Origin of the sequence: Caproiciproducens puteiluti, assembly GCF_052442865.1 — a bacterium.
Taxonomy (GTDB): Bacteria; Bacillota; Clostridia; order Oscillospirales; family Acutalibacteraceae; genus Caproiciproducens.
Window position 1 is genome coordinate 1,236,534 of the sequence record NZ_CP194790.1, and the last position, 24,079, is coordinate 1,260,612.

At 54.1% G+C, this 24,079-nt stretch carries 25 protein-coding genes and 1 other annotated feature; of the genes, 18 read left to right on the forward strand and 7 right to left on the reverse strand.

The window, feature by feature from the left end; genetic code table 11:
• Positions 1 to 143 precede the first annotated feature (143 nt).
• The 6 genes from glgB to ACRQU7_RS05840 are packed head-to-tail and all read left to right on the forward strand — an operon-like array spanning position 144 to position 7,712.
• Positions 144 to 2,114 (forward strand): 1,4-alpha-glucan branching protein GlgB, encoded by a 1,971-nt coding sequence (glgB, locus tag ACRQU7_RS05815; RefSeq protein WP_444644447.1) that lies wholly within the window; start codon positions 144 to 146, stop codon positions 2,112 to 2,114.
• Between the two features lie 23 nt (positions 2,115 to 2,137).
• Complete coding sequence (locus ACRQU7_RS05820; protein ID WP_038323138.1) at positions 2,138 to 3,361, forward strand: glucose-1-phosphate adenylyltransferase; 1,224 nt, start codon at positions 2,138 to 2,140, stop codon at positions 3,359 to 3,361.
• Positions 3,361 to 4,476: a glucose-1-phosphate adenylyltransferase subunit GlgD gene (glgD, locus tag ACRQU7_RS05825; RefSeq protein WP_444644449.1), complete on the forward strand. Its 1,116-nt coding sequence runs from the start codon at positions 3,361 to 3,363 to the stop codon at positions 4,474 to 4,476. The genes ACRQU7_RS05820 and glgD overlap by 1 nt, the downstream gene beginning before the upstream one ends.
• 39 nt (positions 4,477 to 4,515) lie before the next feature.
• Entirely contained in the window at positions 4,516 to 5,949 is a 1,434-nt protein-coding gene (gene glgA, locus ACRQU7_RS05830) for a glycogen synthase GlgA (protein ID WP_444644451.1), read from the forward strand.
• A gap of 50 nt (positions 5,950 to 5,999) precedes the next feature.
• A complete protein-coding gene (locus ACRQU7_RS05835) occupies positions 6,000 to 7,277 on the forward strand; it encodes a glycoside hydrolase family 3 N-terminal domain-containing protein (protein WP_444644453.1) in 1,278 nt (425 codons plus the stop codon).
• Between the two features lie 27 nt (positions 7,278 to 7,304).
• On the forward strand, positions 7,305 to 7,712 hold the full coding sequence (locus ACRQU7_RS05840) for a hypothetical protein (RefSeq protein WP_444644455.1): 408 nt from the start codon (positions 7,305 to 7,307) through the stop codon (positions 7,710 to 7,712).
• Between the two features lie 65 nt (positions 7,713 to 7,777).
• On the opposite strand, the gene ACRQU7_RS05845 is transcribed toward ACRQU7_RS05840, so the two are convergent.
• Positions 7,778 to 8,482: a helix-turn-helix domain-containing protein gene (locus ACRQU7_RS05845; protein ID WP_444644457.1), complete on the reverse strand. Its 705-nt coding sequence runs from the start codon at positions 8,480 to 8,482 to the stop codon at positions 7,778 to 7,780.
• Positions 8,483 to 8,656: 174 nt separating this feature from the next.
• On the opposite strand from ACRQU7_RS05845, the gene ACRQU7_RS05850 reads away from it, so the two are divergent.
• The 5 genes from ACRQU7_RS05850 to ACRQU7_RS05870 all read left to right on the forward strand — a co-directional run bounded on the left by ACRQU7_RS05850 (position 8,657) and on the right by ACRQU7_RS05870 (position 13,703).
• Positions 8,657 to 9,361 (forward strand): histidine phosphatase family protein, encoded by a 705-nt coding sequence (locus ACRQU7_RS05850; RefSeq protein ID WP_444644459.1) that lies wholly within the window; start codon positions 8,657 to 8,659, stop codon positions 9,359 to 9,361.
• Between the two features lie 56 nt (positions 9,362 to 9,417).
• Positions 9,418 to 9,660 (forward strand) — a binding site (T-box leader).
• Between the two features lie 71 nt (positions 9,661 to 9,731).
• On the forward strand, positions 9,732 to 11,432 hold the full coding sequence (leuA, locus tag ACRQU7_RS05855; protein ID WP_444645515.1) for a 2-isopropylmalate synthase: 1,701 nt from the start codon (positions 9,732 to 9,734) through the stop codon (positions 11,430 to 11,432).
• Positions 11,433 to 11,445: 13 nt separating this feature from the next.
• A complete protein-coding gene (gene leuB, locus ACRQU7_RS05860) occupies positions 11,446 to 12,519 on the forward strand; it encodes a 3-isopropylmalate dehydrogenase (protein ID WP_444644461.1) in 1,074 nt (357 codons plus the stop codon).
• Between the two features lie 141 nt (positions 12,520 to 12,660).
• Positions 12,661 to 13,386, forward strand: coding sequence for an AzlC family ABC transporter permease (locus ACRQU7_RS05865; protein ID WP_444644463.1), 726 nt, complete (start codon positions 12,661 to 12,663; stop codon positions 13,384 to 13,386).
• Entirely contained in the window at positions 13,383 to 13,703 is a 321-nt protein-coding gene (locus ACRQU7_RS05870; RefSeq protein ID WP_038323153.1) for an AzlD domain-containing protein, read from the forward strand. Before ACRQU7_RS05865 ends, ACRQU7_RS05870 begins: the two co-directional genes overlap by 4 nt.
• Positions 13,704 to 13,825: 122 nt before the next feature.
• Here the strand turns inward: ACRQU7_RS05870 and ACRQU7_RS05875 are convergent, their stop codons facing one another.
• Positions 13,826 to 14,314: a deoxycytidylate deaminase gene (locus ACRQU7_RS05875; protein WP_038323154.1), complete on the reverse strand. Its 489-nt coding sequence runs from the start codon at positions 14,312 to 14,314 to the stop codon at positions 13,826 to 13,828.
• 233 nt (positions 14,315 to 14,547) lie between these two features.
• On the opposite strand from ACRQU7_RS05875, the gene rsmA reads away from it, so the two are divergent.
• Together rsmA and ACRQU7_RS05885 are read left to right on the forward strand one after the other, a co-directional pair.
• Entirely contained in the window at positions 14,548 to 15,399 is an 852-nt protein-coding gene (gene rsmA / locus ACRQU7_RS05880; protein WP_444644466.1) for a 16S rRNA (adenine(1518)-N(6)/adenine(1519)-N(6))-dimethyltransferase RsmA, read from the forward strand.
• Between the two features lie 52 nt (positions 15,400 to 15,451).
• Positions 15,452 to 15,685 (forward strand): hypothetical protein, encoded by a 234-nt coding sequence (locus tag ACRQU7_RS05885; RefSeq protein WP_141827594.1) that lies wholly within the window; start codon positions 15,452 to 15,454, stop codon positions 15,683 to 15,685.
• Positions 15,686 to 15,984: 299 nt separating this feature from the next.
• On the opposite strand, the gene ACRQU7_RS05890 is transcribed toward ACRQU7_RS05885, so the two are convergent.
• Genes ACRQU7_RS05890 through ACRQU7_RS05910 form a run of 5 tightly spaced genes read right to left on the reverse strand, consistent with a single transcriptional unit; the run spans position 15,985 to position 21,328 of the window.
• A complete protein-coding gene (locus tag ACRQU7_RS05890; RefSeq protein WP_444644468.1) occupies positions 15,985 to 17,214 on the reverse strand; it encodes a homocysteine S-methyltransferase family protein in 1,230 nt (409 codons plus the stop codon).
• A gap of 34 nt (positions 17,215 to 17,248) precedes the next feature.
• Positions 17,249 to 18,943: an arginine--tRNA ligase gene (argS, locus tag ACRQU7_RS05895; protein WP_444644470.1), complete on the reverse strand. Its 1,695-nt coding sequence runs from the start codon at positions 18,941 to 18,943 to the stop codon at positions 17,249 to 17,251.
• Positions 18,912 to 19,376: a DUF1934 domain-containing protein gene (locus tag ACRQU7_RS05900; RefSeq protein ID WP_038323161.1), complete on the reverse strand. Its 465-nt coding sequence runs from the start codon at positions 19,374 to 19,376 to the stop codon at positions 18,912 to 18,914. Before ACRQU7_RS05900 ends, argS begins: the two co-directional genes overlap by 32 nt.
• A gap of 38 nt (positions 19,377 to 19,414) precedes the next feature.
• Complete coding sequence (gene murI / locus ACRQU7_RS05905) at positions 19,415 to 20,227, reverse strand: glutamate racemase (protein ID WP_444644473.1); 813 nt, start codon at positions 20,225 to 20,227, stop codon at positions 19,415 to 19,417.
• Between the two features lie 27 nt (positions 20,228 to 20,254).
• A complete protein-coding gene (locus tag ACRQU7_RS05910; RefSeq protein ID WP_444644475.1) occupies positions 20,255 to 21,328 on the reverse strand; it encodes a D-alanine--D-alanine ligase family protein in 1,074 nt (357 codons plus the stop codon).
• A gap of 267 nt (positions 21,329 to 21,595) precedes the next feature.
• Here ACRQU7_RS05910 and ACRQU7_RS05915 point away from each other — a divergent pair, with 267 nt between their 5' ends.
• The 5 genes from ACRQU7_RS05915 (at position 21,596) to rplK (ending at position 24,056) form a co-directional block, all read left to right on the forward strand.
• Entirely contained in the window at positions 21,596 to 22,384 is a 789-nt protein-coding gene (locus tag ACRQU7_RS05915) for a DUF7674 family protein (protein ID WP_444644477.1), read from the forward strand.
• Between the two features lie 181 nt (positions 22,385 to 22,565).
• Positions 22,566 to 22,715, forward strand: coding sequence for a 50S ribosomal protein L33 (rpmG, locus tag ACRQU7_RS05920; RefSeq protein WP_038323165.1), 150 nt, complete (start codon positions 22,566 to 22,568; stop codon positions 22,713 to 22,715).
• 20 nt (positions 22,716 to 22,735) lie between these two features.
• Positions 22,736 to 22,969 carry a preprotein translocase subunit SecE gene (gene secE, locus ACRQU7_RS05925; RefSeq protein WP_038323167.1) on the forward strand — a complete coding sequence of 78 codons (234 nt, stop codon included), beginning with the start codon at positions 22,736 to 22,738 and terminating at the stop codon, positions 22,967 to 22,969.
• 20 nt (positions 22,970 to 22,989) lie between these two features.
• On the forward strand, positions 22,990 to 23,511 hold the full coding sequence (gene nusG, locus ACRQU7_RS05930) for a transcription termination/antitermination protein NusG (protein WP_038323169.1): 522 nt from the start codon (positions 22,990 to 22,992) through the stop codon (positions 23,509 to 23,511).
• A gap of 119 nt (positions 23,512 to 23,630) precedes the next feature.
• Positions 23,631 to 24,056 (forward strand): 50S ribosomal protein L11, encoded by a 426-nt coding sequence (gene rplK, locus ACRQU7_RS05935; protein ID WP_038323170.1) that lies wholly within the window; start codon positions 23,631 to 23,633, stop codon positions 24,054 to 24,056.
• The last annotated feature ends 23 nt before the right edge of the window (positions 24,057 to 24,079 follow it).

Below are 24,079 nucleotides of genomic sequence, written 5' to 3' on the forward strand. Positions count from 1 at the left end.
TTTATAACAAAATAGCTAAAATTATCAAATAGATATCATGTTTATTACCAATAATCTACTAAAGTATTGATATTTTGGGAAATTGTGATATGATAAATTCAAGCATAAAAGGAACGATGAAACCCAGAAGGGAGTTGTTTAAAATGCAAAAGGAAACTGCATCAAATAACGGGAATCTGCCGCTTTATTTGTTCCATCAGGGAACCAACATAAAAGCCTATGAATTTCTGGGAGTACATAAAGCAGAAAAAGACGGAAAAGAAGGCATGGTCTGCCGTGTTTGGGCGCCGAATGCCGAAGAGGTTTCCGTAGCCGGGGACTTCAACGACTGGCAGCCTGGGGATTATCCCATGGAAAAGATCAGCGACGGCGTCTGGGAGTGTTTCCTGCCGTTTGTCATGCGGCAGTATCAGTCTTACAAATTCTGTGTGGTCGGCGCCGACGGAAAACAGACCTTCAAAAGTGACCCCTATGCCTATCATTTTGAAACGCGTCCGGGCAACGCCTCCAAATACTATGATATTGAGGGCTATAACTGGAACGATACCGCGTGGATGAAACATAAGGCGGTGAAAAAGCATTACGGCCAGCCGGTGAATATCTATGAGCTTCACATCGGCTCGTGGAGAAGATATCCGGACGGCAACACGTTTTCTTACGATAAGCTTGCCGATGAGCTGGTTCCCTATGTAAAAAGCATGGGCTATACGCATATCGAGCTGATGCCGGTTACGGAGCATCCGTTCGACGGTTCCTGGGGGTACCAGGTCACGGGATATTTCGCCCCGACCTCTCGGTACGGGGAGCCGAAGGAATTTATGAGCTTTGTGGAAAAGTGCCACAGGGCGGGGATCGGCGTGATCATGGACTGGGTGCCGGCCCATTTTCCCAAGGACGAGTGCGGGCTTGCCCGGTTCGACGGCACGCCCTGCTACGAGTACGGCGACCCTCGCAAGGGTGAGCACAAGGAGTGGGGGACGCTGGTTTTCGATTACGGGCGCAGCGAGGTAATCAGCTTCCTGATTTCCAGCGCGGTGTTCTGGCTCGAAAAGTATCACATCGACGGAATCCGCGTTGACGCTGTCGCGTCCATGCTGTATCTTGATTACAGCCGTAAGGACGGGGAATGGATTCCGAACAAGAACGGCGGCAAGGAAAATCTGGAGGCGGTCGCCTTTCTTCAGAAGCTGAACGAGTCCGTATTCGGCCTTTTCCCGGACGCGATGATGATCGCGGAGGAATCCACCTCCTGGCCGATGGTATCTAAGCCGACGTACTGCGGGGGGCTGGGCTTCAATTACAAATGGAATATGGGCTGGATGAACGACATGCTCCATTATATGTCGCTTGACCCTGTCTACCGCAAATTCAATCACGACAATATTACCTTTTCGTTCTTTTATGCGTTTTCCGAAAACTTTATTCTGCCGATTTCCCATGATGAGGTCGTTTACGGAAAGCGGTCCCTGGTCGAAAAAATGCCCGGCGACGAAGCGCAGAAATTTGCGGGCGTGCGGGCGTTTATGTGTTACATGATGGCGCATCCCGGGAAAAAGCTGATTTTTATGGGGACCGAGTTCGGTCAGCGCAACGAATGGAATTACGAGCAGGGACTCGACTGGCTTCTGCTGAATAAGCCTGAGCATCAGGTGCTGAACGATTTCTTCAAAAGCCTGAACCATTTCTATCTGGAAACCGCGGCCCTGTGGGAGGTCGATTTTTCCTGGGAAGGCTTTTCGTGGATTTCCAACGACGATTATACGCAGAGTGTTATTGCCTTCCGCCGCATCGACAAGTCGGGGAATGAGGTTCTGGCCGTCTGTAATTTCCTGCCCGTAGAGCGCACCGCTTATTCCATCGGGGTGCCGTTTGAGGGAATCTATACGGAAATTTTCTCTTCTGACCGGGCTGAATTCGGCGGGAGCGGGATTACGAACGGCAGCAGCATCCATTCCGGCGCAAAACCGATGCACGGGTTCGAGCAGTCCGTTGAGCTGACGCTTCCCCCGCTTTCGGTTATCTTTCTGAAATGCCGCCGCAAAGCGAAAAAAATTGAACAACCCGCGGCGCTTACGCAAAAAATAAAGACGGCGCGCAAAGCAGCAAAAAAGTAAATATTATTGGGGAGGATCATAAAATGTTGCCAAAACAAGAGGTAGTCGCCATGCTGCTGGCCGGCGGTCAGGGCAGCAGGCTGGGCGTACTGACAAAATATCTTGCAAAACCCGCGGTGCCCTACGGGGGCAAATACCGCATTATTGATTTCCCACTTTCCAACTGCGTAAACTCCGGAATCGAAACGGTGGGCGTGCTGACGCAGTACCAGCCGCTTGTGCTGAACGAATACATCGGAAGCGGCCAGCCGTGGGATCTGGACAGCATCAACGCCGGGGTGCGCGTGCTTCCGCCTTACCAGCGCGGCAGAAAATCGGACTGGTACAAGGGTACGGCGAACGCGATCTATCAGAATATCCCGTACATAGAGCGTTACAATCCCGAATACGTCGTCGTGCTTTCCGGCGATCATATTTATAAGATGGATTATTCCAAAATGGTCGCCTACCACAAGGAAAAGGAAGCCGACTGCACCATTGCCGTCATTGAGGTCCCGCTGGAAGAGGCGTCCCGGTTCGGCATCCTCAACACGCATGAGGACGCTTCGATCTATCAGTTCGACGAAAAGCCGAAGGTGCCGAAGAGCAATCAGGCCTCCATGGGCATTTATGTGTTTACCTGGAGCAAGCTGCGCAAATATCTGGAAGCGGACGAGGCAAACCCGAAATCCTCCAACGATTTCGGAAAAGACGTTCTGCCCGCCATGCTGAACGCCGGCGAGCGGATGTTCGCGTACCGCTTCGAGGGCTACTGGAAGGACGTCGGGACGATCGACAGCCTGTGGGAATCCAACATGGATCTGTTGAACCCGAAAATTCCTCTCGACCTGAGCGAGGAAAACTGGAAAATCTATTCCCGCAACCCGGTCATGCCCCCGCACTATGTCGCCGGCGGGGCGACGGTGCAGAATTCGCTTGTCGCGGAGGGCTGCAACGTGTACGGGGAAATTGACTTTGCCGTGCTGTTTGCGGGCGTCTACATCGCTCCGGGCGCGGTGGTGAAGGACTCCATCATCATGCCGGGTTCCAGGGTGGAGGAAAACGCCATCGTCCAGTACGCGATCGTATCCGAGAACGCCGTGATCGGCAAGGGCGCCGTTGTGGGCGCGCGGCCGGAGGACATTGAAAACAAGGACGAGTGGGGCGTCGCCGTCGTGGGCGACGGGTGTGTCATCGCCCCCGGCACGACCGTGCCGCCAAAAGCGATGATCGACGCCGAAACACTGGCAGAGGAGGCGGAAAAATAATGCGCGGGAACAATGTGCTTGGACTGATTTTTTCAAATGTGCATGAGGAACGGGTCCGGGAGCTGACCGAAAAGCGGACCATGGGTTCGGTGCCGTTCGGCGGCAGATACCGCCTGATTGATTTCCCGCTTTCCAATATGGTGAATTCGGGGATCAACAAGGTCGGCGTAATTACCAAAAGCAACTACCAGTCCTTAATGGATCATCTCGGTTCCGGAAAGGCGTGGGACTTGTCCCGAAAAAGGGAAGGGCTGTTTATTCTGCCCCCCTTCAGCGGGGAGTGCAGCATGTCCAACAGCCGGATAGAATCCCTTTCCTCCATCGGTACTTTCCTTTCCAATTCGAGGGAAGAGTTTGTCATCGTCTCCGACAGCGACGTGGTCTGCAATATCGAATTTACCGACGTGATGTCCTCCCATCTCAAGCATAACGCGGATATTACGGTCATTTGCCGTTCCGGGAAGCTGCCGGAAAAAATCTGTGACCCCACGGTCTACACCATCGACCCGGACAACCGCGTACGCGACATGCTCATCAACCCGCGCGCAGACGGCGAGTGCAACTACGGCTTGAGCATGCTGCTGATGAAGCGCGAGACCCTGATGAAGATCGTCGCGGACTGCGTCAGCCGCAACCTGTATAATTTCAAGCGCGACTTTCTCCAGCGCAATATTTCCAATTACAGGATTTTCGCCTATGAATTCAAGGGCTTTACCCAGACGATCTGTTCCATGAATTCCTATTTTGAAGCCAACATGTCCCTGATGCTGCCAAAGGTACGGGCGGAGCTGTTCAACGCCGACAGGCCGATTTTCACAAAGGTGCGCGACGATATGCCCGCGCGCTACGGGCTGGGCTCCATTGTCACCAATTCCCTGATCGCCGACGGCTGCGTGATCGACGGTACGGTGGAAAACTGCGTGCTGTTCCGCGGCGTCCGCGTCGGCAAGGGGACAAAGCTCGAAAACTGCGTGGTCATGCAGGACAGCGTCATCGGCCCGAACTGCAGGCTCAACTATGTCGTCATGGATAAAGACGTCGTCATTAAAAACGACCGTTCGCTTCTCGGCTTCCAGTCCTATCCCGTTTTTATCAGCAAGGGCAGCGTGGTCTGATGTGATCGGAACCGACATTTCAGTTAGGGAGGCTTAAAAATGAAAGTATTATACTGCACCAGTGAAGCAAGGCCCTTTGCGGCCACCGGCGGTCTGGCGGAGGTGGCGGGTTCCCTGCCGCAGGCGCTCCGGCTCCGGCTGATCGGCTGCCGCGTGGTCATGCCGCTTTACGAGGATATTCCGCAGGAGCTGCGGGAAAACATGAAATTTATCACAAGCCTTTCCGTGCCGGTCGCCTGGCGCCGCCAGTACTGCGGCGTGTTTGAGGCAAAGGTCGGCGGGGTGATCTACTATCTGATCGACAACCAGTACTATTTCAAGCGCCACGGCCTGTACGGCCATTACGACGACGCGGAGCGGTTTGCGTTCCTGTCGCGCGCGGCTCTTGAAATGCTTCCGTATATTGATTTCAGGCCCGACATTATTCACTGCAACGACTGGCAGTCGGCGCTGGTACCGATTTATTTCAGCATCTTTTATGCAAATAATGATTGGTACAAGGGCATAAAAACGATTCTGACGATCCACAATATTCAGTATCAGGGCAAGTACGGCAAGGAGTTGGTGGAGGACGTGCTGGGAATTCCCCAGTCGGATATGCCGGTTCTGGAGTACGACGACTGCATCAATCTGCTCAAGGGCGCGATCGAAAGCGCCAACCGCGTTACCACGGTCAGCCCGACCTATGCGCAGGAAATCCTTGACCCGTGGTTTTCCCACGGCCTGGACAGCATCTTACAGGCGCGCGAATGGAAGCTTTCCGGTATCCTGAACGGGATCGACACGGTCAGCTACGACCCCGCCAACGATTCCGAGATCTACGCTCCCTATTCGGCGGAAGACCTTTCCGGCAAGGCGGAGAACAAGAGAAAGCTGCAGGAAAGGCTCAGCCTGAACCAGGAGTCCAATACGCCGCTCATCGGCATGGTGACGAGAATGGTTTCCCACAAAGGGCTGGACCTTGTCAAGGAAGTGCTCGACCGGCTGATGCGGGAAACGAACACGCAGTTTGTGATTCTGGGCTCCGGCGACTGGGAGTACGAGAATTTCTTCCGTGAAATGCAGGAGCGGTACCCCGGCAGGCTCTGTGCCTGTTTCGGTTTTATACCCGAGCTTTCCCGAAAAATTTACGCCGGTTCCGACATTTTCCTGATGCCGAGCAAGAGCGAGCCCTGCGGGCTTGCCCAGATGATCGCCCTGCGCTACGGTTCCGTCCCGGTCGTCCGCGAAACGGGCGGGCTGAAGGATTCCATCAAGGACAGCGGCGACGGGGAAGGCAACGGTTTTACCTTCCAGTCCTATGATTCCGGCGATATGCTGTACGCAATCAACCGCGCGCTGGAGGGCTACTCCAATCCGGAGGGGTGGAGCATTCTGGTGGATCGCGCCATGAAATGTGATTTCAGCTGGGGACGTTCCGCAAACGAATACATTCGCCTGTACCGGGAACTGATGAAAGAAAATCAATCCTGACCGCTCCGCCAGCCGCCGGTGTCAGTGGGGCGGATTGATGGGGAACAAAGATGAAACAGACAGGATATCAAAAGAACAGGAAAATCCTTTTTACGGCAGCGGGAGTCGTTCTGGCTCTCGCTGCCGCGTTTTGGATTTTTACCCGGGGAAATCCTTCCGGGAGCCCCTTTCTGCCGGGAGCTTCGTCCGGGGAAAAGACCTCCTCTGCGGCCGGTTCTGCGGCGGGGAAACCCTCCGGTCCGTCAAACCCGGTCACGGGCAGCTCGGCCGCTCCGGCGTCAAACGGCCCGGCCGTTTCGCCGCTTGACGGGATTTTTGCCGATTACGGCGTACCTGCCCAAAAGAAGCTCATGTCCATGAGTCTGAGGGAAAAGGTGGGGCAGGTGTTTGTTTTCCGCTGCCCCCAGACGGGAGCGGCCAAAGCCGCCGCCGACTATCAGCCGGGCGGGTACTGCCTGATGGCTTCGGATTTCAGCGGCAAAACCACAACGCAGGTGCAGGCCGCGCTCAAATCCTATCAGGACGCAAGCAAGATCGGAATGATTCTCTGCACGGACGAGGAGGGCGGCACGGTCGTCCGCATCAGCAAATATCCGGCGCTCAGGAAAACCGCGTTCCGGTCCCCGCAGCAGGTGTTCCGGCTTTCCGGCCCGAATGGGATTTATGACGACACCGTGCAGAAGGCCCAGCTTCTGAAAAAGCTTGGACTGAATCTGAATCTCGCGCCCGTATGCGATGTTTCCACCAATCCTTCCGATTTTATTTACGGCAGGACGTTTGGCAAAGACGCTTCCAAAACGGCGGACTTTGTCAGGGTATCGGTCAGTGCGTACAACAGCCAGAACCTGTCCTGTACGCTCAAGCATTTCCCCGGTTACGGAAACAACCGGGACACTCACACCGGGATCGCCTACGACAAGCGTGATTACAGCGTGTTCCAGAAGCAGGATTTTGTTCCGTTTCAGGCGGGAATCGACGCGGGCGCGCAGTGTGTAATGGTTTCGCATAATATCGTGAACTGCATGGACCCGTCCCGTCCGTCCTCCCTTTCGCCGAAGGTACATGAGATTCTGCGCGGCGAGCTGGGCTTTACGGGCGTCATTATGACCGACGACCTCTCCATGGGCGCCATCACTGATTTTACAGCGGGGAAAAGCCCTTCCGTCGCCGCCTTTACAGCGGGAAATGATATTGTGCTGTCCTCCGACATGGCGCGGGATTTCAACGCGCTGTACGCCGCGGTGCAGGACGGGACCGTCAGCGAACAGCGGCTTGACGAAAGTGTGCTTCGCATCCTTGCATGGAAATATAAAATGGGTATAATATAAAGAGAATACTAGGAAGGATCTGATCAATTGAACTTAACGGAAGAAGAAAAAAATATCCTGACGGAGATCAGGGAATCACAAAGATATCCGATTGTGCGTTTGGAGCTGCACAATTCCGAAAATGAGGAATTGATTTCCATTGCGCTCAATTACGTGAGGATTACCGACGCAGAGGATTCCATGGAGACGGTCAAGGCGCGTTCCGCCGCGCTGAAAAGCCTGATGGAAAAAGGCCTCGTTTTTATCGACTACACGGTGCGCGTATGGGTTTCAGGCGATTATGACGTTTACTACAAGAGCAAAATCTATGAGCTCCTGTGCCGTACCGTCATGGAAAGCGCAAAGCAGCCCGGCGCGGTCTTTAACCTGCCGTATATGAGAAAGGGCTACGCTACTCTCACCCTTAAAGGAATAAGAGAAGTCCGGAAGAAGTAGAAATACAAAACCGGCCCGCCAATGCCTGGCGGGCCGGTTGCAATTTAAGTCGGATATGATATAATTTATTTAACAGGCTTTTTCGCGCCCATCAGCGCTTCAGCATTTTGAATCAGATTAAACAGCGAACTGGAAAACAGCGGGTACTCTTCGGAGATTTTTTCCGGTGAAAGCACGGGCAGATTGGTTTTTCCCAGCCCTTCCATCCCGTCGGCGTTTTCCCCGCTCGCCAGACAGGCCGCGTTGGAATACGCAATTTCCATCGCCGCGCCGGAACGCCCGTCGCTCAGCTTCTGCGGAACGGAAAAAAGACCCTGCGGATTTTTCGGGTTGGCGGAATACAGAAGCCGGAAGCTCCTGTAAACGGAAATATTGAGGTACGCCGACACTTCCGAGGTCAGCGACTTGTTCTGGCACTTTTGCAGCGTACTGAAAATAATATTCATCGAATTCGCAAGCAGCTTTTTGTTCAAAACGGGCAGCAGGCTGCCTTTCAGAATATTCTCCTTGCCGATGGCGTCCGGCTCCGGAATATCTTCCACCTTAATGGTGGCCCCGCTGCGGTGCGGAGTCCTTCCGAGGAGATAATCGCAGGAAACGTCATAAAATTCAGCGGCCTTTACCACAAAGTCCAGCCCGCATTCACGGATTCCCTTTTCGTAATGCGAAAGCAGGGCCTGAGAAACCTCCAGTTCCTCGGCCGCCTTTTTCTGGCTTAATGCGCGTTCTTTACGCAGCAAAGTAATAATTCTCGGGAAACTGCTATTCATTGAACTATCCCCTGTGTCGAAATATGGAAAAATTAACGCCTTGTAAAGTATATAACAAATATAACGCTTTGTAAAGCCGCTAGATATCGTGTCTTTTCGCTCTGCGCCTACATGTATCTAGGAATTTTGTGTTTGTCAAGGCTTGAGTCAGAAAAATTTTTAAGGAGCCGAAAAATGAAATCTTACACTATCCATTTAATCCGTCACGGAATTACGACGGGAAATCTTCTGGGCCAGTATGTGGGGCGTACCGATTTGCCCCTTGCTCCGGAGGGGATCGCGCAGCTTGAGGACCTGAAACGGCACAACTCCTATCCGTCCGCTCAGGTGTTTTACTGCAGCCCCCTTCAGCGCTGCCTGCAGACCCTGCAGCTTCTCTATCCCGGCGCACAGCCGACGGTGGTCGACGGCCTGCGCGAATGCGACTTTGGCGACTGGGAGGGGAAAACCGCAAAGGAAATTGCGGCGGAGGATGAAAGCTTTACCGACTGGGTGGGCAGCGGAGAAATCGTTACCCCTCCGAACGGGGAATCCGGCGGCGTGTTCATGCAGCGGGTCTGCTCCGCGTTTGAGTCGATCGTACAGGAAATGATGCGCTCCGGAACAAGCAGCGCCGCGTTGGTTGCCCACGGGGGCAGCATCATGTGCATCCTTTCGGCCTACGGCTTGCCGCGCGCCAATTTTTACGACTGGATGACCAGCAACGGCTGCGGGTATTCCCTGCGGATTACGCCGGGCCTATGGATGCGTTCCATGGTAGCCGAGGTATACGAAACGATTCCCCCGCGGAAAAATTCCGAGCAGAACAGCGAACGGCTGGTCATCGACCTTGCGCGTGAGGCTGCCGACCGCGCGTTTGGAAAAAAGGAGCAGGAATAAAATTTAATCCTTGACAAAGGTACCCGCATAAAATATAATAGTAAATAATTTAATATGCAAAAGCGATGAAGGGAAAAAGACATTGGCAGAAGCATTGCAGAGAACCGGCGGTTGGTGCAAGCCGGCGCGGAAGCCCATGTGTATAGCTCATCCCGGAGCCGCCGTCTTCGATGTGAAAACGGAGAAACGGACGCAGTGGCAGCGTTAAAGGCCGGAGCCTTGTTAGAGGTTTGCCGAGGGTTTCCGCTTTGCGGAGCCGAATTTGGGTGGTACCGCGGATTTGTTTATTCGCCCCGAACACAGAATTCTGTGTTCGGGGCTTTTTTTATTTCACCGATCAACTGATCAATTGATAAAGGAGTGTTGGATGATGTTTGAAGGCTGCAAAAAGTATATTCCGTTTCAGCCGATCAGCCTGCCGGACCGTCAATGGCCCGACAAAGTCATTACGAAAGCGCCGGTCTGGTGCAGCGTGGATATGCGGGACGGCAATCAGGCCCTGATTGACCCGATGAACCTTGAGGAAAAGCTGCTGTATTTCCAGACCCTTGTGGATGTCGGGTTCAAGGAGATTGAAATCGGTTTTCCGGCCGCCTCTGAGACGGAGTACGAAATCCTCCGCGCGCTGATTGAGCAAAAGCGGATTCCGGACGACGTGACCATCCAGGTGCTGGTTCAGGCAAGGCCGCATTTGATTTATAAGACCTTTGAAGCGATCAAAGGTGCGAAGAACGTCATCGTCCATTTTTATAATTCCACCTCCACTTTGCAGCGCAAGGTGGTTTTCCGCACCGACATGCAGGGCGTTATCGATATTGCCGTGGAGGGCGCAAAGCTGATTAAAGAACTCACCGACGAGGAAATCGGAAAGAGCGGCGCGAATATCCGCTATGAATATTCCCCGGAAAGCTTCTCGGGGACCGAAATCGACAATTCCGTGCTGATTTGCGAAAAGGTGATGGAGGCGCTCGGCTCCACGCCGGAGAACAAGCTGATTCTGAACCTGCCCAATACGGTCGAGATGAGCACCCCGAACTGCTACGCCGACCAGATCGAGTATTTCTGCCGCCATCTGAAAAACCGCAAAAGCGCCATTATCAGCCTGCACCCCCACAATGACCGCGGCACCGCCACGGCGGCGACCGAGCTGGGCCTGATGGCGGGCGCGGAAAGGGTGGAGGGGACCCTTTTCGGCAACGGAGAACGTACCGGGAACGCGGATGTGATGGTGGTCGCCATGAACATGTACTCCCAGGGAGTGGACCCCGGACTCGATTTCTCCAACATGCGCGCCGTTCAGGAGGTCTTTGAGAAATGCACCAAGATGAAGATTCACGAACGTCATCCCTATGTGGGCGATCTGGTGTTCACAGCGTTTTCCGGCTCCCATCAGGACGCGATCAAAAAGGGCGTCGAGTATATGGCGAAAAACGGCGGCGGCTATTGGGAAGTGCCGTATCTGCCGATCGATCCCGCCGACGTCGGCCGCGAGTATGAGCCGATCATCCGCATCAACAGCCAGTCCGGTAAGGGCGGCGCCGCGTTTGTGATGCAGCAGAGCTTCGGCTATGAGCTGCCCAAGGCAATGCATCCCGAATTCGGTACGATGGTCAAGGCCGCCTGCGACGAAGCGGGCCGCGAGCTTCAGCCCGATGAGATTTTTGGCATTTTCCGCAGGGAATTCCTTGAAGTCAACGCCCCATACAATCTCAAGCAGTATAAGCTTTATGAGGAAAACGATATCAGCGGGGACACACTGGTCCATTTCGACGGAGTGATTCGCTTCCGGCACGAGGACCATGCCATCAGCGCCAGCGGGAACGGGCCTGTCAGCGCATTCTTTAACGCGCTGAAATCCGTCGGCATCACTGACTACCAGTTTGTTTCCTACCGTGAGCACGCCGTTTCCAGCGGCGCGGACAGCAAGGCGGTTTCCTATATCCAGCTGACCGCGCCGGACGGCAGCCCGGCGTTCGGCGTGGGGATCGACAATAATATCAGTCTTGCTTCCATCAAAGGCATCATCTGCGCGATCAACCGTACGAAGAATGCCGCCATGAAAGAATCTTAAAGGGGGAACCACAATGAAAAGCTATCAAATTGTCCTGCTGAAAGGCGACGGGATCGGTCCCGAGATCGTAACCCAGGCCGTGAAGGTATTGAACCGCGCCGCTGACCGGTTCGGATTTACCGTTTCCTATGACGAAGCGCTTCTGGGCGGCTGTGCGATTGACGCGACCGAGGTGCCGCTTCCGCCGGAAACAATTGAAAAATGCAAAGCCGCCGATTCCACGCTGCTCGGCGCGGTCGGCGGCCCCAAATGGGACACGGTGCCCGGAAATCTGAGGCCGGAGGCGGGGCTTCTGGGCATCCGCGGCGCGCTTGGGCTTTTCGCCAATCTGCGCCCCGCCAGAATTTTTGAGCAGCTGCGCGAGGCTTCTCCCCTGAAAGCGGAGATCATCGGCGACGATCTGGATATCATGGTGGTGCGGGAGCTGACCGGGGGAATTTATTTCGGCGAGCGGGGCCGCAAGACGGTGAACGGCTTTGAGGCCGCGTACGACACCGAAATGTACTCCGTGCCGGAAATTGAGCGCATTGCGCGCGTGGCCTTCCGCATGGCGCAAAAGCGCGGCGGCAGGCTTTGCAGTGTAGACAAGGCCAACGTGCTGGAATCCTCCAGATTGTGGCGCGCAACGGTTGAAAGAATCGGAAAAGAAGAGTATCCTGATATAGAGCTGTCCAATCTGTATGTGGACAACTGCGCCATGCAGCTGGTGCGCAACCCGAAGCAGTTCGATGTGATCGTCACCTCCAACATCTTCGGCGATATTCTTTCCGACGAAGCATCCATGATCAGCGGCTCCATCGGGATGCTGGCCTCCGCCAGCCTGAGCGAAGGCAAATCCGGCCTGTACGAGCCTATCCACGGCTCCGCGCCCGATATTGCCGGAACGGGAAAGGCCAACCCGCTGGCGACCATTCTTTCCGCCGCAATGATGCTTCGCTATTCGCTGGACGAACCGCAGGCGGCACAGGCAATCGAAGACGCCGTATCCGAAGTCCTGAAAACAGCCCGTACGCCGGACATCTATATGGAGGGGATGCGGCAGGTCACCTGTGAGGAAATGGGCGATCTGGTCTGCGGACTGCTGTAAATCCTGTTACGATTTGTAATGATTTGTAATATTATTAATTAATTATACAAATGGTATTATATAATAGTAAAAAATAAAAGATTCTCCCCAACGACGGGGAGAATTCCTTGGTTTTTCTCAAAATTGCTATAGTATGGGAGCATGGAAATGCACGGAACAGAGGCTTTGACATTTAAAAAGGGGCTGAAGGACGGGCTGCCGATCTGCCTGGGGTATATCAGCGTTTCTTTCACGTTTGGAATGATGGCGACGCAGGGCGGGCTGCCGCTTTGGGCGGTGATGCTGATTACCATGAGCAACATGACCAGCGCGGGGCAGTTTGCCGGGACCGAGCTGATTTTGTCGGGCGGGCATTACATAGAGCTTGTCGTAACCACTTTTGTCATCAATATCCGCTATATGCTGATGTCCCTCTCTCTTTCCCAAAAAGTGGACGGTGCCATGACCTCTCTCCAGCGGCTGGTTCTTTCCTTCGGCGTGACCGATGAAATTTTCGCCGTCGCCATGAAGCAGGACGGAAGCATCGGCGCGCGGTATCTTCTGGGGCTGATTCTGACTCCTTACACCGGCTGGACGCTGGGGACCCTGCTCGGCGGAACCGCCACCTGCCTGCTGCCTGTCAGTGTCCGCACCGCGCTGGGCATTGCGATCTACGGGATGTTCATCGCCATTATCGTTCCGCCCGCAAAGCATACGCGCCCCGTTGCGCTGGCCATCGCCATTGCGGTGGTTTTAAGCTGTCTTTTCCGGTGGATGCCCTTCCTGAACCGGATTTCCGGTGGATGGGTCATCATCATCTGCGCGGTGGTCGCGTCGGCCTACGCCGCGCTGCGCTACCCTGTGGACGACCCGGAGGTGCAGGAATGAATTACCCGAGAATTTTGATCTGTACCTTCCTGATGGCGCTGGTCACCTATATCATCCGTATGCTTCCGTTGGCGATTTTCAGGAAGAAGATTCACAACCGCTTTATCCGGTCGTTCCTGGCTTATGTGCCTTACGCCGTGCTTGCGGCCATGACCTTTCCCGAAATTCTGTACTCCACGGGAAATCCGTATTCCGCGGTGTTCGGCCTTGCCGCGGCCCTTCTCCTTGCATATCGGGACAAAGGCCTTCTTACCGTTGCGCTCGGCTCCACCGCCGTCGTTTTTGTCGTGGAACAGGTCATGGGCTTTTTTTCATAAAAATGCCGTTGCTGCAAAAGAAATGTGCAATAGACATTTACGGAAAACAACAGCTTTTATAGTCAGAAAATGCGCCTTGATCGAGCTTTTCAAGCCCGTTTCAAGACGCATTTTTTATGTAATCAGTATCCGAATTTCCCGCTCATGGATTCGTCGTTCTCCACCCATTCCTGTACATAAACGGAGGAAAAGGTGTTTTTTGTGTTCCGCGCAACCACGCGTGTGATGCCGGCATTGATAATCATTCTTTTGCACATGGAACAGGAGGAAGCGTTTTCCACATATCCGCCCGCCTTGGCGTCCCTTCCCACCAGATACAGCGTGCTGCCGATCATATCGCGGCGGGAGGCGCTGATAATGGCGTTGGCCTCCGCATGGACGGAGCGGCAGAGCTCGTAGCGTTCCCCGCGCGGAACCCCCAGCGTTTCGCGCACACAGACGCCGGTATCGATACAGTTGCGGCGGCCGCGGGGCGCCCCCGTGTATCCGGACGATACGATCTCGTCATGCTGAACGATGATCGCGCCGAAGTTCCGGCGCAGACAGGTACCTCGCTCCGACACGGTTTCAGCAATATCAAGGTAATAATTCTCTTTGTCCGTACGGTTCATTTTGATGCCTCCCAATCCTTTATGATAGCAATTCCATTTCAGTTTGCAAACCAAAACACGTTCCTCCCCCGCCGAAGGCGGGGGAGGAACGCAACCTTGTTGCGGAATCAACTGGAGATGCTGTAGTAATCCTATCATATTGTATTTTCGACAGATAATCAATGGAAATGTGGCAATTTGTATGATATAATCAGGAAATAAAAGAGTAAGCAAAAAAGATATGGGGACAGAAAATGGATTTATCGGATATCAGAGTCATTAAGAATATACTGGCGCGTCACGGTTTCCACTTTTCCAAATCACTGGGGCAGAATTTTCTGATCAACCCGGACATCTGCCCGCGCATGGCGGAAGAGTGCGGCGCGCAAAAGGGAGTCGGCGTGCTGGAAATCGGGCCGGGCGTGGGGGTGCTGACCGCGGAGCTCGCCAAGCGGGCGGACAAGGTGGTTTCCGTAGAGCTGGACAAAAAGCTGCTGCCGGTTCTGGACGACACGCTTTCCGGGTACCGTAATGTCAAAATCGTGAATGAAGATATCTTAAAGGCCGATCTCAGGAAGCTGATCGGAACCGAGTTTTCCGGCGGAGAAGTGGCCGTTTGCGCCAATCTGCCTTATTATATCACTTCGCCGGTCATTATGCGGCTTCTGGAAGAGCGGCTGCCGATCCGCTCCGTGACGGTCATGGTGCAGAAGGAAGCGGCGGAACGCCTCTGCGCCCTGCCGGGCACCCGCGCCTGCGGTGCGGTGAGCGCGGCGGTGCGTTACTTTGCCGAACCGGAGGTCCTTTTTGAAGTAAATCGGGACAACTTTTTTCCGCCGCCAAACGTCGATTCGGCGGTCATCCATCTGAAAATCCGCAAAGAGCCGCCGGTGAAAATCAACAGGGAAAAGGACTTTTTCGCCCTTGTCAAGGCGGCTTTCGGCCAGCGGCGCAAAACGGTGCTCAACTCCGTCGCCGCCGGGCTATCGCTGGACAGGACAGTGGTAGCGGCGGCGCTGGAAAGGGCGGGAATCGCCCCGAACGCGCGCGCGGAACAGCTTTCCATGGAGCAGCTCGCGGCGCTGTCCAACGAAGTATTTCTGTAATGGAAGCGGTTGTAAAAAATCGCGGGATTATCATCACAAGGGAGGGCTTTTTATGAGCGACGGAAAACTTGCAGTTCTGTTTTTTGAAGCCGGCATCGTACTGACGCTGATTTCCATGGTGCTCGGTCCGTTTGAGATTACCGGATGGGCTCTCGCCACCGCTTCCGTGGCCTGCTTTGTCGCGCTGGCGGGGATGTATCTTGCTTTCTGCAGCTGGAACGAGCCCGACGAGGAAGACGAAAAGCCGCCGGAGGAGTCCCACGACACAGAGGCGCATGAAAAATAAGATGCAAAGATAAAAAGCCGGAAGCGCAATGCAACGCTTCCGGCTTTCTAGGCCATGTTTGTAAATTAAAAATCGACGGATTTTCGGACACAAAGCGTCTTACCCGCCTACGGCGTCCACGATGACAGCTTATTTCATACGGGTTTCTGTATTTCTCGCTTTGAATACGCTTCAAAAGGACCTGTGCGAAACGTGCATGCAGGCTCAGCCTGCCGTATGCCGAGCATTTTTGACGCGGTCAGACGCAATTTTAGCCGAATAAGACAAGACTCTTAATTTACAAACATGGCCTAATATCGTTAATAAACAATCGCGCCGTATTTCGCCGCGAGCGGTTCGATCAGGTCGGTTTCGATCGGACAGGCGGAATCGACGATGAGCCGGCCCTGAAAATACCGGAGCGCCGCGTCGAGCACCGGCAGGCTGTCACAGTACACGGCAATGGGCAGGCGCGTCATTGTGCTGTTTTCGCTCAGCAGCATCGCGTCGTCCAGACTGTTGACCTCCACTAACGCCGCGGTAACCTGCTCGTCGTCCAGGTCGATCAGGTCTTCGCCAAGCGAGCTGGTACAGGTAATCGGTTCGCTGAATACGATGTCGTCCCCCAGGAAAAACGCTTCCCGTTCATTTGCGGCGGCATAGCAGTCCGGCTCTTCCGGAATTACCGGCGGGCCGAATTCCTTCGCCACCTGTGCTAATGCTTTCAGATGCTCCACGGTGGAGCCGCAGCAGCCCCCGACGATCCTCGCTCCCGCTTCCATCAGCCCGCGCATCCGGGCGGCGAATTCGTCGGGGGAAAGGATTCCGCTGTGCTCCGGAGAATTCCACATGGGTACCCCGGCGCTCGGTTTGGCGATGATCGGAACGCTGATATGCGGAGCGACCTGTTCCACATGCTCCAGCATGTGCTCCGGTCCAAAGGAGCAGTTCAGGCCGATCGCGTCCGCTCCCATGGCCTGCAGGGTGATCACCGCGGGCAGAAGGCTTCCTCCCGTGAGGGTGTGTCCGCTTTCATCCACGGTGACGGTCACAAAAACCGGCAGATTGGTCGTCCTTGCGGCAAGCACCGCCGCGCGCATGTCGGCGAGCGAGGTCTGCGTTTCGATCGCGATAAAGTCGACCCCCGCGTCGTCCAGCGCGCGGATCTGTTCGCGGTAAATGTCATAGATGTCATCAAAATCCGATTCGCCGAACGGCGGTACGAACAGGCCGGTGGGGCAGACGTTCCCGCCCACCAATACCCCGGCGGGTTTCGCCACACTTTTGGAAAGCGCCACCAGCTTCTGATTGATGTCCGCGACCTCCGCTTCCAGACCGTAGCTGCTCAGGCAGGCCCGGTTTGCACCAAAGGTCGGCGCATAGACTGCCTGCGCGCCCGCTTCAATAAAGTCGCTTTGCAGCTTTGTGAGCTTTTCGGGATTTTCCAGAATCCATTTTTCCACACAAACGCCGCCCGGCATTCCGGCGGCGGCCAGATTCGTGGCCGTAGCGCCATCCAGCAGCAGGGGAAGATGAAATGGGAAACTCATTTGTTCTTCATTGCTCCTAACATGTTCAGCCTGCTTACATGCTTTCCGGCGCGGAAATCTTAAACATGGAAAGCACGTTGCAGATCACAGTGGAAACCGCGCCGCACAGGTACATCCTGGCGGCGGTCAGACCTTCGTTTTCGCCTTTAACACGGCATGCGTTATAGAATTTATGGAAGAGCGTAGCCAGCGTAATGACGTAGCGGGTAATTCTGGCGGGATCGTAGTCCTGCGCCGCCGCCACAATTTCCCCGGTGAAGGAAGAAAGATGCCGGATCAGCTCAATTTCTTCGGGCTCGGTCAAAAGCGCGAGTTCCTCGTCGGTGCAGCCGCGCGGGAGGATTCCCTCGGGGGCGAGCGCCTTGAAAATACTGCAGATTCTCGCCCGGGCATACTGCACGTAATAAACCGGGTTCTGCGCGTCCTGCTGAACGGCCAGATCAAGGTCGAAGTCCATTTGGGAATTGGCTTCCCTCATGTTGAAATAGAACCTTGCGGCGTCCACCGGCACCTCGTCGAGCAGGTCGGCCAGCTGAATCGCTTTGCCGGTACGCTTGCTCATTCGCACGACTTCTCCGCCCTTCACGAGCCTTACCAGCTGAATCAGCACGACGTTCAGCTTGCTGCCGTCCAGCCCGACCGCGTCCATGGCGCCCTTCATTCTCGCCACATGGCCGTGGTGGTCGGCGCCCCAGACGTCGATGCAGCGGTCAAAGCCGCGCTTTGCAAATTTGTTTCTATGGTACGCGATATCCGCCGCGAAATAGGTTGGATTTCCGTTCTGGCGGACAAGGACTTCGTCTTTTTCCGCGCCGAAATCGGTCGCGCGGTACCAGAGGGCGCCGTCCTTCTCATAGGTCATGCCTTTTTCCCTCAGAATCTGAATCGTTTCTTCCAGCTCGCCGTCGTTGTGCAGGCGGCTTTCCAGAAACCACTCGTCGTAAACGATGCCGTATTTTTTCAGGTCTGTCTGCATCTTGGCGATATTTTTCGGAAGCGCAAAATCCACCAAAGCATTTTTCAGCTCCTCGGGGTCGGCGCCAACATAGCTGTCGCCGTGCTCTTTCGCAAACTCGGCGGCCCTTTCGCGGATGTCGTCTCCGTGGTATCCGTCCTCAGGAAATTCGACGGCGTCCTCGCCCTGAAAAAGCTGCAGGTAGCGCGCGGCAAGGGAGGTGCCGAATTTTTCGATCTGGTTTCCCGCGTCGTTTACGTAGAATTCACGCCATACGTCGTAGCCCGCGGCGTCGAGGACCGCCGCGAGGCAGTCGCCCAGCGCGCCGCCGCGCGCGTTGCCCATGTGCATGGGTCCGGTTGGATTCGCGGAAACGAACTCGACCATGATTTTTTCCTTTTTGCCAAAATCGCTGCGGCCGTAAGAAGCGCCGCTCTGCGTAATATCCTTCAGAACCTCCGAATAGAAACGCTGATTCAGAAAGAAGTTGATAAATCCGGGACCCGCGATTTCAAAACGGTCAAAAAATGTGCCGTCCAGCGCGATATACTCCGTGATCAGCTGCGCGATTTTCCTCGGGGCAAGGCGGAACGCCTTGGCGGACACCATGGCCGCGTTGGTCGCCCAGTCTCCGTGACTGCGGTCGGCGGGCACCTCAATGGAAAAAGGGGGCATTTCCCCCTGGGGCAGACCGCCGGCGGCCTGTGCCTTTTCCACCGCGCGGAGAATTGCGTTTTTCAGTTCACTGGTCGCCTGCAACACTATTTTTGACATCTTTGTTATTTGCCTCCTTGACCGTAATGAAGAGTTCGTTCAAACTCGATAAATTGGAATTGATATCCAGCGTATAGTTGATTTCCAAATTTCCGCCCATTTCTCCCAAACTGGATTTTACCCTGCTGGTGAAAACACCCACCATCATATTTCCGAAGCCCGTGTCGTACTGGCAGAGATGCCGCTTCCCGCTTTCCAGAATCAGGCGGGTGCTGTCGGCTCCGCCGCGCATCAGGGTTACTTTGGAACTGCCGTCCACCTTCAGGACGGAGGTCTGCGCCGCGTTGTTGTTGTCCGCATCGTATTCCTTATACACGATATATTGGCTGTTGCCTTTTTTTACATACGAACCGAGGGTGGTCAGTTCGACTTCGCCGGTTTCGTTGTCTATTTTCTGCCGGCCTTTAATGGAAATCAGGTAATTTTCCAGCATTTGTTTACTCCTTGCAATTTATTCGGTTCATTTCAAAATTAATAGAGATCAATATCCACATGGCTGACCTCGCGTTTGATATCTTTCCCGAGAAAGATACCCGCAATCTGAGAAAAGCCTTCCATCCGGTCGCTGACGTAGAACGAGCAGTCGCCGTCCGCGCTTCTGTCGCAGAGAAGCCCCTGTTTTCTCAGCAGGGCGGAACAGTAAGCGGCGGTTTCCCGTCCGCTGTCTATCAGGGTCACGCCGTCGCCCATTATTTCGGAAATGATGTGCCTGATAATCGGATAATGCGTGCAGCCCATAATCAGGGTGTCGATTCCGGCTTCCCTCAGCGGGGTCAGGTAGCGCTGCGCGACCAGGCGCGTAACCTGCTCGTCTTCGGCGATCCACCCGTTTTCCACCAGCGGGACAAACAGCGGGCAGTCGCGGTCGAAAACCTCGATTTCGGGATCGATGGCCGCAAGCTCGCGGCGGTAGGAACCGCTGCGGATGGTCGCCGTGGTGGCGATGATGCCGACTTTCCCGTTTCTGGTGGCTTTCCCGGCCGCGGCCGCGGCTGGTTTCAGCACGCCGGTGTAGGGAAGGGTCAGCTTTTCGCCGATTCCGGGCGCAACCGAACTGACGGTACCGCACGCGGCGATAATCATTTTCACATTTTTGGATTCCAGAAACGCCATATCCTGTCCGGCGTATTTCATAATCGTTTCGCGGCTTCGCGATCCGTAGGGAACGCGGCCGGTGTCGCCGAAATAGATGATATTTTCGTGCGGCATGATGTGCAATAGCTCTTTTACGGCGGTCAGCCCGCCCAGCCCGGAGTCAAAGACGCCGATCGGTCTGTTGTCCATTCTATTCCATCGCTCCAAAATGATTTATTAGTATTGTGTCCGGATTTCAAAGGAAAGAGACACCAGCCTGTCGAGCAGCTCGCCGTAAGGGATGCCGGAAGCCTCCCACAGCTTCGGGTACATGCTGATGGAAGTGAAGCCCGGCAGGGTGTTCAGCTCGTTCAGAATGACCTCTTTGCCGTCGCGTACGAAAAAGTCCACGCGGGAAAGGCCGGTGCAGCCCAGCATATAGTAAGCCCTGCGGGCGGTGGAACGGATTTCTTCCATCACCGCCTCGTCGAGATGCGCGGGGATATAGAGCTGGGATGTTCCGGATTTATATTTGTCGTCGTAGTCGTAAAATTCAGCGGAAGCCGCGATTTCACCGACAACGGAAGCCTCCGGTTCCGCATTGCCCAGTACCGCACACTCGACCTCCTGGCCCACAATGGCCTCTTCCACAACGATTTTGTCATCCTCGAGTGCCGCCTTGGCCACCGCTTCGTCAAGCTCCGCCTCGCTGCTTACCTTGCTGACTCCCACGGAGGACCCCGCGTTTGCCGGTTTCACAAAGATGGGATATCCAAGCCTTGCGTCGATCTTCCGCTTGATTTTCTCGGCGCCGGTTTTATATTTTTCCGTATAAAACCAAAGATAGTTTGCCTGATGGATGCCCGCCGCGGTCAGCAGTGTGTGGGTGACCGCCTTATCCATGCACACGGCGGAAGCAAGCGCGCGGCAGCCGACGAACGGAATCCCGCTTAACTGCAGAAGCCCCTGTATGGTGCCGTCCTCTCCGTTTTTACCGTGCAGGACGGGGAACACGCAGTCTACCTTGATTACGTCAAACCCCATTTTTCCGTCTACCACGATTCCCCGGATGTTTCTGTCGGGCGCGATAAACGCAGGCTGGTTGAGCGGGTCGCGCTCCCAGCGCCCGTCGGCGATTTCCTCCGGGGAGCCGCTGAATAGATACCAGCGTCCGTCCTTCGTAATGCCCAGGCAGACGATTTCATATTTGTCTTTCGGCAGGTTGTTGATGACCGATGCCGCAGAAACGCAAGATACTTCGTGTTCGGATGAGCTGCCGCCGAAAATGACGGCAATCCTCTTTTTATTCATAATCTTATCCTCCAAAGCTCTGCTCTTTTTCTTATTATATAATATACATAATCCTACAAATACATATCATACCACAAGGCTTTTAGCGGTGCAATCGGAATTTTATTAAATTGTATGGTGACAAAAAAATGTTTATGTAGTATAATTTATAAATATCGTGAGCCATACTATCTTTGGTTAAATATAGAAGGAAAATACAGGTGCATACCGGGGTCCCGCCAGTGCGGACAAGCGGTGTGCGTAAATACAGATTCAGGAGTGATTTGTTTGGAGCAGAAGGCATTTGACCTGATTGCTGAAAAAGTCGGCGCGGTTTTGAACGGACAGGGATTCGTAAAGGCCGGTGAGGAAAAGGAAGGCAGCGGCCGTTCGGTGCTGTTTAAAGGGGAGAATACCGCCTACAGTATTCTCTATCATCAGGACAAAAAGCGCTTTGAGCTTCGAACCTGCGATGCCGAGGACGGGGAGCCGGACTTAAAGTGGAAGTCCATTTCCATCTGGCTTTTTGACCCCGAGACGGACAGCCTGACCGAGGCCGACAGCATTGTGAACGACTTTATAGAGACCATTGAAGGGCCGAAGCGCGTGGCGGCGGCCAAAACGAAAAAGAAGCGCAAGAAAGACGATGAAAACAATGCCGACCCGGTGTTTTTCTTCAACCGCTTCGTCGGTATTTTCCCGGAGCTGAAAGAGGAGCTCAACGGCGAAAGAAATCAGTACGAGGAAGTGCGCGCGATCCATTTCGCAAAGGAGCATCTGGTGCCGAAAATTGACGCGCTCTGTGCGCAGGGCACAAAAGCGGACAGCATCAAGCGCTGCTGCGACCTTCTGAACGACATGTACGCCAACGGCGACATGGACGTGCGTTCCATTATTACGATCGTGGTGCTGAACGGCGTGAGCGACCGGGCGGCGGAGAATATCAAGCCGATGTTCAGCGACGATCTGAAAAAAGGCTACACCGCGGGGCTGAAATTCAAGGGGAAAGTGGTAAAGCCCGAAAAGAAAAAGAAGGAAAAGAGATTTGTCGCGGCCAATCTGAACGACATGAAATAAAGACGGGAAATCGGGGCGGGCAAAATCCGCTCCGTTTCGTAAAAAAAACTTGACAGATTCCACGTGAGATGCTATGATGTTTATACCTCATAAAGGGGTTATTTTTTTGCGCCCTTTTAAGAGGGAGGCTGAGGCCTTAAAAAAGGCCTAAATATTTTTCCGTATAACGGGAGGTGCCGTCATGAGAGTTAAAATCACATTAGCCTGCACTGAGTGCAAACAGCGCAACTACAACACGATGAAAAACAAGAAGAATGATCCGGACAGGCTTGAGATGAACAAGTACTGCAGATTCTGTAAGAAGCACACTCTTCACAGAGAGACGAAGTAAGCCGGACGGAGGGACGAAGAATGGCAGATACATCAAAAAAGGAAAACTTTTTTGCGAGAACGGGCAAGAGCGCTTCCAAGTTTTTCCGCGACTGCAAAAATGAGGTAAAAAAGATTGTATGGCCCACACCGCAGGCGGTATTCAGGAATACCGGCGTCGTTTTGGCAACAATATTTCTGATTGGCCTGTTTATCTTTGGACTCGACACGTTGCTCATGAACCTGCTTGGGTTGATTATGAATGTTGCAAAGTAGGATAAGCGGAGGAAATTACGATGCCTGAAGACGCAAAATGGTATGTTGTTCATACCTATTCCGGGTATGAGAACAAGGTAGCCTCTAATCTTGAAAAGACTGTGGAAAACCGTCAGCTCCATGATTTAATTCAGGAAATCCGTGTGCCGACGGAAACTGTTACGGAAATCAAAGATAACAAAAGGCGCGATGTCGAGCGCAAGATTTTTCCCGGTTATGTTTTGGTGAAGATGCTCCTAACCGATGAGTCATGGTATGTTGTCCGCAACATCAGGGGCTGTACGGGTTTTGTCGGCCCGTCGTCCAAGCCCATTCCGCTCACGGATGAAGAAGTGGCGAAGCTGGGCGTTGAACAGAAGGAAATCGAGGTTTCTTACAGCGTCGGCGATTCCGTACACATTATCGACGGCCCGTTGGAGGGCTTTGTCGGTACTGTTGAAGAAGTTGACGTCGACAAAAACCGCGTCCGCGTAACAGTATCCATGTTCGGGCGCGAAACACCGGTTGAGCTTGAGTTGGATCAGGCTGAAGCGATGGAATAACATTTCACGATAATTTGCGGGAGACCGCTGATTATGAGGGGCACTGCCCCTGTGGGAGGAACGGATAAACTCAAAGCATCCGCTCCGCCATCTACCACGAATTTTGGAGGTGCAAACAAATGGCTCAAAAGGTTACGGGCTTGATTAAGCTCCAGATACCTGCTGGCAAGGCTACCCCGGCGCCGCCTGTAGGACCGGCTCTCGGTCAGCACGGCGTCAACATCATGGCGTTTACAAAGGAATTCAACGAGCGCACGAAAAATGACGTAGGACTGATTATTCCTGTTGTCATCACCGTTTATGCGGATCGTTCGTTTACCTTTATCACCAAGACCCCGCCTGCTGCCGTCCTGATTAAAAAGGCCTGCGGTATTGAGAGCGGTTCCGGTGAACCGAACAAGAAGAAGGTAGCAAAGATCACACGCGAGCAGGTCAGAAAGATAGCTGAGACAAAGATGCCCGATTTAAATGCGGCTTCCGTTGAGACAGCCATGAGCATGGTTGCCGGTACAGCGCGCAGCATGGGGATCGAAGTCGTAGATTGACACCCGGGTGGGAGGAACTTTTC